This window comes from Prescottella sp. GW823-FHT02E09 (genome assembly GCF_058797375.1).
The window spans coordinates 25,182-34,414 of record NZ_JBXAJP010000017.1 but is presented as its reverse complement, the minus strand read 5'-3'; the positions used below and the strand labels follow the sequence as shown (position 1 = coordinate 34,414).

The window sequence follows — 9,233 nt, the reverse complement described above, 5'->3', positions numbered from 1 at the left end:
CCCCCCCCCCCCCCCCCCCCCCCCCCCCCCCCCCCCCCCCCCTCGCCCTGGTTCAGTTCGATTCAGCTCAGCTGCTGTACGCCTCGATCGGCGGGCACGAGCACACCAGGTTCCGGTCGCCGTGGGCGCCGTCGATGCGCCGAACGGACGGCCACACCTTGGGCCGGCCCGTGCCCAGCGGGTAGACCGCGATCTCCCGCGAGTACGGGTGATTCCAGTCGGAAACAAGGCATTCGGCGGTGTGCGGGGCTCCGCGCAGCGGGTTGTCCTCCACGGGCCACTCCCCTGCCCCGACCCGGTCGATCTCGCGACGGATCGCGATCATCGCCTCACAGAACTGGTCGATCTCGTCGAGGTTCTCACTCTCGGTGGGCTCCACCATCAGCGTGCCCGCGACCGGGAAACTCATGGTCGGCGCGTGGAAGCCGTAGTCTGCCAGGCGCTTCGCCACGTCGTCGACCGTCACGCCGGTTTCCTTGGTGAGCGGACGCAGGTCGAGGATGCATTCGTGCGCGACCATGCCGTTCTCGCCGGTGTAGAGGACCGGGAAGTACTCGTCGAGACGGCGCGCAATGTAGTTGGCGGATGCGATCGCGGTGAGCGACGCGCGGCGCAGACCCTGGGCACCCATCATCGTGATGTAGGTCCAGGTGATCGGCAGGATCGATGCACTGCCGTACGGCGCTGCGGAGACCGGTCCCGAGCCACCCAGTTCCGGCGCCATCGGATGACCGGGCAGGAACGGCGCGAGGTGCGAGCGGACTCCGATCGGGCCGACGCCCGGGCCACCGCCGCCGTGCGGAATGCAGAACGTCTTGTGCAGGTTCAGGTGGCTGACATCGCCGCCGAAGCGACCCGGACGTGCGAGACCGACCAGCGCGTTGAGGTTCGCGCCGTCGACGTACACCTGGCCGCCGGCATCGTGGACGGCCGCGCAGATCTCACCGATCTCGTGCTCGTACACGCCGTGCGTCGACGGGTAGGTGATCATGATCGCCGCGAGACGCTCGGCGTGATCGGCGATCTTGGCGCGCAGGTCGTCCAGATCGACGTCACCGTTCTCCCGGCACGCGACGACCTCCACGCGCATCCCGACCATCACCGCGGATGCCGCGTTGGTGCCGTGCGCACTGGACGGGATCAGGCAGGTGTCGCGGTGGTCGTCGCCGCGGCCGAGGTGGTAATTGCGGATCGCCAGCAGACCGGCGTACTCGCCCTGGCTACCGGCATTGGGCTGCAGGCTCACCGCGTCGTAGCCGGTGATGGCGACCAGCCAGTTCTGCAGATCCTCGATGACCTTCAGCATGCCGGGCGCATCCTCGGCCGCGAACGGATGCAGCTTCGAGAAGCCGGGCCACGTGATGGGCTCCATCTCGGCGGTCGCATTGAGCTTCATGGTGCACGAGCCCAGCGGAATCATGCTGCGGTCGAGGGCGATGTCCTTGTCGGACAGTGCCCGCAGGTAGCGCAGCATGGCAGTCTCGGTGCGGTACTTCGTGAACGACTCGTGCTGCAGGTACGGGGTGCTCCGGTCGCCGAACGGCGCGGGGGTGTAGTCGATGTCGGTCCCGGCGGGCAGTCCGAAGGCCGCCAGCACGGACTGCACGTGAGCCTCGGTGGTCGCCTCGTCGCACGCGACGCCGACGTGGTCACCGTCGACGAGTCGCAGGTTCACGCCCCACGCCTTCGCGTTTGCGACCACTTCCTCGGCGCGACCGGGAACCCGGGCCAGAACGGTGTCGAAGAACTCGTCGTGCGCCACGTCGACGCCGGCGGCGCGCAGGCCCGCGGCCAGCAGCTCGGCACGTTGATGGACGCGCTGCGCGATCGCCTTCAGCCCCTCGGCCCCGTGGTAGCTGGCGTACATTGCCGCGACGATCGCGAGCAGCACCTGTGCGGTGCAGATGTTGCTCGTCGCCTTCTCGCGGCGAATGTGCTGTTCACGTGTCTGCAGTGCGAGACGGTAGGCCTTGTTGCCGTCGGCGTCGACCGAGATGCCGACGAGTCGGCCGGGGAGCTGGCGGGCGTGCTTGGTGTGCACGGCGAGATAGCCGGCGTGCGGGCCACCGAAGCCCATCGGGACGCCGAACCGCTGCGTCGTGCCGAAACACGCGTCCGCACCCATCTCTCCGGGCGAGGTGAGCAGCGTCAGCGCCAGGAGATCCGCACCCACCGCGACGAGAGCGCCACGCTCGTGGGCATCCGCGATCATCGCAGCGTGATCGACGACCCGGCCCGACGCGCCGGGCAGCTGGGCGAGCACGCCGAAGAACTCGCCGTCGGGCAGCCCCCGTGTGAGGTCCGCCTCGACGATCTCGATGCCGAGCGGTTCGGCGCGCGTGATCACCACGGCGCGGGTCTGCGGGAACAGGTCGGTGTCGAGGACGAAACGCGGCGACTTGCTGCGCGAGGCACGGCGCAGCAGCGTCATGGCCTCGGCGGCGGCCGTGCCCTCGTCCAGCATCGACGAGTTCGCGATCTCCATGCCGGTCAGGTCGCCGACCATGGTCTGGAAGTTGAGCAGGGCTTCGAGGCGGCCCTGGCTGATCTCGGGCTGATACGGCGTGTAGGCGGTGTACCAGGCGGGGTTCTCGAGAATGTTGCGCACCAGCACCGGCGGGGTGAGGGTGTCGTAGTAACCGAGCCCGATCATCGAGGTCGCCACGGTGTTGCTCGCCGCGAGTGCGGACAGTGCAGCGAGCGCCTCGTGCTCCGTCAGCGGGGCGTCGAGCGCCTCGAGACCGGCCGCGACACCACCGGAGGTCGGGTCGAGGATGCTTGCCGGAACCGCGCGAGTGGCGAGTTCGTCGAGTGACCCGACACCCACGACCTCGAGGATGCGTGCCAGTTCGGCCGAATCCGGGCCGACGTGACGGTCGGCGAACGAATGGCTACGAGCGTCGATCAAGTGAACTCCCAGGCGGTTCGACGGGTGCAGGATGCGCTCCACGAATGGAACGGTCCTCCCCCTCTGTCGCCTGCTCGGGAGACCCGAGCGCCTGAGAGATTCAGCTGCCGCCGCATCCGCCGGATGTGCGCGCCTTTCCCCGTGGGCGGGTGGGTACTCCCACCGCTTTCCAGAGGCGTCGGAGCCCGTACGGTCCTGGGTGCCTGAGAGATTGACGGGGAGGTGTTGCTCCTTCGGCGCCCGAGCAGCAGCTACAGCTGCGCCCGGAACTCTCCCGCACGACGGCGACGCACCGTCAGTCTATGCCACGACCCGGAACCTGGACGAAAGCCCAGAACAGGCTAGCCGGTCTTGCGGTCGCCTCGGGTCTTGCGCCGCGAGGCGAGTTCGTCCTCGGGTGCCTGCGTGGCCTCGCCGCCGTCGGCACGTTCGGCCGGGAAGTCGGCGATCGTTCCGGTGAGTTCGCGCATCGCACCGCTGACTGCGATCCCGAAGACGCCCTGACCGCCCTGCAGGAGATCGACGACCTCCTCGGCGGACGTGCACTCGTAGACGGTGGTGCCGTCGGAGAACAGGGTGATGCGGGCGAGATCCCGCACGCCCCGCCGGCGCAGGTGGTCGACCGCCACACGGATGTTCTGCAGCGAGATCCCGGTGTCCAGGAGGCGCTTGACGATCTTCAGGACGAGGATGTCCTTGAACGAGTACAGGCGCTGGCTGCCCGACCCGGCGGCGCCGCGAATCGACGGGACGACCAGATTGGTGCGGGCCCAGTAGTCGAGCTGGCGGTAAGTGATGCCGGCGATCTGACACGCGATCGGCACGCGGTACCCGACGAGGTCGTCGGGAACGGAATCGTCGGGGAACAACCCGGGTTGCACGTCCTCGTCGACGTTCACCGCACCGATGGTCGCCTCGTCAGAGAGGTTCAACTGGTGCTCCTGCGGCCGATCTCCCACGGACTACTCCCTCTCGCGTGTTCAGCAGCGCTGACAGGCGCGGAGCCTCAAAGATTCCCCGCTACCTGCACATCGCTCACTCGTGACATCGAGTAAACCCGAACGGTGGATCCACTCAGGGTACGCCCCGCGCACACCGCGCGGCGGTCGTTCACAGCACGTGACGGTATGGCCTCGACGAACGGAGGTCAACGCGACGCGCCCAAGACCTCAACCTAAAGTTGAGGGTTAGGTCAGCCGTCAGTCGCCTTGAAATCATCCGGCGACACGGACTCGAGGAATTCCTTGAACTTCTCCACCTCGTCCTCGCGCTCGTCCGGCATCACCAGACCCGCCTCCGCGAGAACGGCCTCGTCCACATAGATCGGGACACCGATCCGCAGCGCTATCGCCACCGAATCCGACGGACGGGCCGAAACGCGAACATCGCCCTCGAACACCAGATCGGCGTAGAAGGTGCCGGCCTGAAGGTCGACGATCCGCACTTCCCGCAGGGTGTGACCGAAGGCCTCGAGTAGATCCTTGATGAGGTCGTGCGTGAGCGGGCGTGCGGGTTCCACCCCCTGCTGCTCCAACGCAATCGCCGTGGCCTCGGTCTGCCCGATCCAGATCGGCAGGTACCTGTCGCCGTTGCTTTCACGCAGAAGCAACACCGGCTGGTTCTGCGGCTGTTCGACACGGATTCCGATCACACGCATCTCACTCATCGCGTCCTCCACCTCGTACCGGTGACCGGGTCCACCTCGAACGGCGAACAAGCCCCGTTTGACGTACTGCCCCGATTCTATTCGAACCCGCTGCGGCCGTCAGCGATCGAGAGCCCCGCGCACGGCCGCCTTCACCAGGCAGGTGTGCAGGGTCAGGGACAGCGCCGCGAGCTCCCGCACCATCTCCTCGGCGCGATCCCGCGCACCCGCATCGCGACCCTTTGCGACGGGCCCGGCGATCTGCGCGACCAGGCCGGCCTCACGATCGGCGGCCAGTTTGAACGCCCGCAGGTGCCGGACCTCGAGACCGAACTCCGACATCGCCTTCGCGGTCCGTGACAGCGTCACGGCGTCCTCGTCGAAGAAGCCGGCGGCGCCGGGCACGACGAGCCCGCTGCGGAGCAGTTCGCCGAGGAAGCGTTCGTCGATACCCGACCGTGCGATCAGGTCGTCCCGGCTGATCCGCACCTCGCGATCGGCACGGAACTCCTCCGGCGACACCTCCCCGGGTGCCACCGCGAGGGTGCGCGGACGTCGGGGCAGCGAATCCACTGCCCCGACCGTCGCGACACCGCTGTCGATCGCCTCGAGCTGTTCCTTGATCACCTTGAGCGGCAGGTACTGATCCCGCTGCGCAGTGAGCACGAACCTCAGTCGTTCACAATCGGCGATCGAGAATCGCCGGTACCCCGACGGTGTCCGTTCCGGACTGATCAGCCCCTCAGCCTCGAGGAATCGGATCTTGGAGATCGTCACGTCCGGGAAATCCGGGCGCAGTCGATCGAGCACCGTGCCGATCGACATGCCTGTGGCGGCCTCCTGCCGGACGGCTGTCATTGGTTGCCCGCACCAGCCGCGGATTCGCCGATCTGCGGGCCGCCGGCGTTGCCGCGCGGTCCGGTCAGGAACACGAGGCGGAACTTGCCGATCTGCACCTCGTCGCCGTTCGCCAGGACGGCAGAGTCCACCGGCTCGCGGTTGACGTACGTACCGTTCAGGCTGCCCACGTCGACAACCTGGAACTCGTCGTCGTCCTGACGGAACTCGGCGTGCCGACGGCTCACCGTGACATCGTCGAGGAAAATGTCGCTGTCGGGGTGGCGCCCCGCGGACGTCGTCGGCTGGTCGAGCAGGAAGCGCGAGCCTGCATTCGGGCCCCTCTTGACGACGAGCAGCGCGGAACCGGCGGGCAGCCCCTCGACTCCGGAGACCGGAGCCTCAGCCGTCTGCGAGGACGAGCTGTCCATCTCGTTGAGAAAATCCGCACGGAAAACCGATGTGGTCTCGGCCGGCGTCTCCCCGTAAACCGCATCGTTGCCGTTCTCGCTCACCGTTTCTCCTCCTCAATCCGTTTACCCGGGAACGTTTTCTGTATTCCCGGGGTCACGCGGTACCACTCGGCCTCGACGAATCTCGGCCACCATCACATTGCGATGCGAATCTGCGCACCGACACGGCATCTCGCTCACCTCGACCGTACCCTGACAGTGGCGGTGCGTGTAGGCGGACAGGCCGGGCGACGACCCGCGAAATCCGGCGGAGTACTCCGCGAATCAGCTGCCGGAAACCGCGAGGTATCCCTCGGCGTCCAGGGTTCCGGCGAGCACCTCGTCCAGTCCGGCCTCGTCTTCGACCTCGAGGTCCACCAGCCAGCCGTTTCCGTACGGGTCGGAGTTGACCAGCTCGGGGCTGCCGTCCAGATCGGCGTTGACGGCAACGACTTTCGCCGTCAACGGCGCAAAGATGTCCGAAACGCTCTTCGTCGACTCCACCTCACCGAAGGAATCGCCGACGGTCACGTCGTCGCCCTCCGCCGGCAACTGGACGAACACGACATCGCCGAGCTGTGACTGCGCGAAGTCGGTGATACCCACGCGCACCGTCGTCGGACCCGTGCGCCGCACCCATTCGTGCTCTGCTGTGTAGCGCAGATCGGCGGGGGTAGCGAGCTCACTCACGGTGGCTTCCTTTCGGGGGCCGGCCCGACGAGCGGGCCGGAGAAGATCAGTTTCCGGGCTGAGCGTATTGGCGCGGTTTGATCTCCCGCAAGGCGGAGACGGTGACCTGCGGTGATTGCACGATCCGCAACTGTCCGCCGCTACGCGCGACGGTGTCGACCACGCCACCGGGGATGTTCAGGGCCGCCGCGAGCGTCGGCGGATCACCGATCGCCACGATCCGGAACGGGGCGGAGAGCCGGCGGCCGTCGACGGTGACGTTCCCACCCCCGCCGCTGACCCACGAGTCGACGCCGATGCGGATCGGTTCGGATCCGGAGCCGCTGATCTCGATCGCCTCCGCGCCAGCGGCGCGCAGCTCCTGGATGAGATCGACCAGTACCTCCGAGCCCACCGACGAGCCGGGGTCCTCGACCGTGAGGGTGACACCCGGACCGGTCGCCGCCACGGTGCCCACCTGGATCGACAGCGCGGACAACCGGCCTTTCGCCTCTTCCAATGCCGCACCGGAACTGCCGCCGCCGGCCTCGAGCTTCGACAGCGTCTGCTCCAGGCCCGCAATCTCCTGCCGGAGCGCAGCCTCGCGCTGGTTGAGGTTCCCCAGGACCGCGAGGAGGTCCGCGGGCCGCGCCGAATCCAGGTTGTCGCCCGAGCCGGTGCTGTTGACCTGTGTCGCGATCGCGACACCGAGCGCCGCCATCAGCAGCACTGCGAGCAGCCCGAACGCGAATCGGGATCGTGTCTTCGGACGCGTGGACGCGGGCATCTCGTGCCGGCCTTCGCTGCGGGGTCCGGCGGTCTCGGTGGCGTCGTCGGTCTTGTCGGTGATGTCGTCCTCGGGTGGCACGCCGATCACGCCCCGAACAGTCGACGCCGCAGCGCTGCCGCGTTGCCGAAGATCCGGATACCGAGGACGACGATGATCGCCGTCGACAGCTGTGTTCCGACGCCCAGCTGGTCGCCGAGCCACACGATCAGCGCCGCGACCAGGACGTTGAAGACGAACGAGACGACGAAGACCTTGGAGTCGAAGATCCCGTCGAGGTACGCGCGCAGCCCGCCGAACACGGCGTCGAGCGCGGCGACCACGGCGATCGGCAGATAGGGCTGGACGGCGTCGGGCACCTGCGGGCTGAAGACGATCCCGAGCGCGATGCCGGCGACGAGCGCGAGCACTCCGTAGAGCGCGTATCCACCTTTCACGGTGCCCCCGTTTCCTGTGCGAATCTCACTTCACGACCGGCCGCTGCCGGGAGCTGCAGGTCGTCGGACTCGGCGATGGTGAATCCCACGCCGTACAACTGCTGAACCGTCGACATCCTGAGATAGGCGTCACTCACCACGAAACCGGTCTGCAGCTTGCGCGGTGGACCGATCGCCGACACCCGGTAGGGAGACGGCACCGGCTGGTTGTCGACGAGCATCGCCCCGCCCGCCTGACGGATCGTGACGGCCGGCCCGACGCGCACATCGCCCACGGCGACGGCCTCGGCGCCACTCGCCCACAGCGCGTTGACGACCGACTGCAGGTCGCGGTCGAGGACCCCGGCCTGTGGGGAGCCGGGGACACGTTGCGACGAGTCGGACAGGTCGGGCCTCGCCGCGGGGTCGGTGAGCGTGACGACCAGACCGGGCCCGTGCACCGGTTCGGCGGCCGCGGAGGCCTCGAGGGTGCGCAACTGGTCGAGGACCTGAGCGCCCTCGGTGTCGCCGGCGAGCACGGATGCCCGGAGGTCGTCGACGCGGACGGTCAGCTCGTCCCGCCCGGTGGCCAGACCGCGCCCACGGTCCTCGGCGTCGCGCACCTTCGTCAGCATCTCGGTACGGGTCTGATCGACATCGGATGCGGACGAGGTCGCCTGCGCGTAGGAGATGCCGAACACCAGACCGACGAGTACTGCGCCGAGCGAGATCCACGCCCCCGCGGCGATGCGGGTGGGCTTCGAGTGACCCTGTTCCCGGTCCTCCGCCGCGCCGGCGTAGCCGGGGTCGAGGTGGTCGTTCATGAGCGACTTCAGTAGCGACGGAACCGGGTTCCGCCGCACCGGCCTGGGCGTACCTGTCACGGGCCGCTCCGGGTGACGGCCCGCGGGACCGTGCGGGCCACCGCGGCCGCCTTCGCGATGTACAGGCCGGCCGTCCAGACGTAGAGCACTGTGCCCCAGATCAGCAACGCGTATCCCCACGGGTTCGCGATCGTCGCGAATCCCCAGTCGAGTTGTGCCGCCAGCAGGAGCGGGAGCGCGAACATCAACGCGAACGTCGCAGCCTTACCGAGGTAGATGACGTCCGGCGGCGGAAGCCCGCGGCGACGGTAGACCGGCAGGGTGAAGGCCAGGATCAGGTCCCGGCCGATCAGGATGGCCGCCACCCACCACGGGATGATGTCGCGGGCGACGAAGGCGATCAACGTCGTGATCACGTACAGCCGATCGACCAGCGGATCGAGCAGCGCGCCCAGCCGCGACATCTGGTTCAGCAGGCGGGCGAGCTTGCCGTCGGCCCAGTCGGTGAAGCCGCTGAGCATCAGCACCGCCAACGCCCAGCCGTCGGCCTGCGGACCGAGCATCAAGTACAGGAACAGCGGGACGCCGGCGAGGCGGATCACGCTGAGAAGATTCGGGATGGTGAGGATGCGATCGGCGTCCGGCTCCGAGCCCACGTTCTGTCCTACCGCGTCCACCAACGATCCTCTCGGCTT

Annotated in this window: 10 protein-coding genes and 1 riboswitch; all 10 genes read right to left on the bottom strand. The window is 68.1% G+C overall.

From position 1 onward, the window contains the following. Positions 1-67: 67 nt before the first annotated feature. A complete protein-coding gene (gene gcvP, locus AC1RIF_RS27000; protein WP_492604457.1) occupies positions 68-2,908 on the bottom strand; it encodes an aminomethyl-transferring glycine dehydrogenase in 2,841 nt (946 codons plus the stop codon). A 180-nt stretch (positions 2,909-3,088) separates the two neighbouring features. Beyond that, positions 3,089-3,195, bottom strand: a riboswitch (glycine riboswitch). A 54-nt stretch (positions 3,196-3,249) separates the two neighbouring features. Next, positions 3,250-3,867 carry a MerR family transcriptional regulator gene (locus AC1RIF_RS26995; protein ID WP_492604456.1) on the bottom strand — a complete coding sequence of 206 codons (618 nt, stop codon included), beginning with the start codon at positions 3,865-3,867 and terminating at the stop codon, positions 3,250-3,252. A gap of 233 nt (positions 3,868-4,100) precedes the next feature. Next, entirely contained in the window at positions 4,101-4,574 is a 474-nt protein-coding gene (locus tag AC1RIF_RS26990) for a bifunctional nuclease family protein (protein ID WP_114723591.1), read from the bottom strand. A gap of 99 nt (positions 4,575-4,673) precedes the next feature. Further along, the gene (ftsR, locus tag AC1RIF_RS26985; protein WP_492604455.1) at positions 4,674-5,411 is read right to left on the bottom strand and encodes a transcriptional regulator FtsR; all 738 of its coding nucleotides are present in this window, start codon (positions 5,409-5,411) and stop codon (positions 4,674-4,676) included. After that, on the bottom strand, positions 5,408-5,905 hold the full coding sequence (gene odhI, locus AC1RIF_RS26980; protein WP_492604454.1) for an oxoglutarate dehydrogenase inhibitor Odhl: 498 nt from the start codon (positions 5,903-5,905) through the stop codon (positions 5,408-5,410). The genes ftsR and odhI overlap by 4 nt, the downstream gene beginning before the upstream one ends. A 222-nt stretch (positions 5,906-6,127) precedes the next feature. Beyond that, positions 6,128-6,532: a glycine cleavage system protein GcvH gene (gene gcvH, locus AC1RIF_RS26975; protein ID WP_492604453.1), complete on the bottom strand. Its 405-nt coding sequence runs from the start codon at positions 6,530-6,532 to the stop codon at positions 6,128-6,130. Between the two features lie 46 nt (positions 6,533-6,578). Further along, positions 6,579-7,298 carry a DUF881 domain-containing protein gene (locus AC1RIF_RS26970; RefSeq protein ID WP_492604459.1) on the bottom strand — a complete coding sequence of 240 codons (720 nt, stop codon included), beginning with the start codon at positions 7,296-7,298 and terminating at the stop codon, positions 6,579-6,581. An 86-nt stretch (positions 7,299-7,384) separates the two neighbouring features. Continuing rightward, positions 7,385-7,735 carry a small basic family protein gene (locus tag AC1RIF_RS26965; RefSeq protein WP_114723513.1) on the bottom strand — a complete coding sequence of 117 codons (351 nt, stop codon included), beginning with the start codon at positions 7,733-7,735 and terminating at the stop codon, positions 7,385-7,387. Beyond that, positions 7,732-8,538 (bottom strand): DUF881 domain-containing protein, encoded by an 807-nt coding sequence (locus tag AC1RIF_RS26960; protein WP_492604452.1) that lies wholly within the window; start codon positions 8,536-8,538, stop codon positions 7,732-7,734. The genes AC1RIF_RS26965 and AC1RIF_RS26960 overlap by 4 nt, the downstream gene beginning before the upstream one ends. A 56-nt stretch (positions 8,539-8,594) precedes the next feature. Further along, positions 8,595-9,215 carry a cardiolipin synthase ClsA gene (gene clsA, locus AC1RIF_RS26955; RefSeq protein ID WP_492604451.1) on the bottom strand — a complete coding sequence of 207 codons (621 nt, stop codon included), beginning with the start codon at positions 9,213-9,215 and terminating at the stop codon, positions 8,595-8,597. Positions 9,216-9,233 lie beyond the last annotated feature (18 nt).

Excerpts from the sequence above, each read along its gene's own strand:
- AC1RIF_RS26990 (WP_114723591.1), bottom strand. The coding sequence starts at position 4,574 with ATGAGTGAGATGCGTGTGATCGGAATCCGTGTCGAACAGCCGCAGAAC.
- ftsR (WP_492604455.1), bottom strand. The coding sequence starts at position 5,411 with ATGACAGCCGTCCGGCAGGAGGCCGCCACAGGCATGTCGATCGGCACG.
- AC1RIF_RS26970 (WP_492604459.1), bottom strand. The coding sequence starts at position 7,298 with ATGCCCGCGTCCACGCGTCCGAAGACACGATCCCGATTCGCGTTCGGG.
- AC1RIF_RS26960 (WP_492604452.1), bottom strand. The coding sequence starts at position 8,538 with ATGAACGACCACCTCGACCCCGGCTACGCCGGCGCGGCGGAGGACCGG.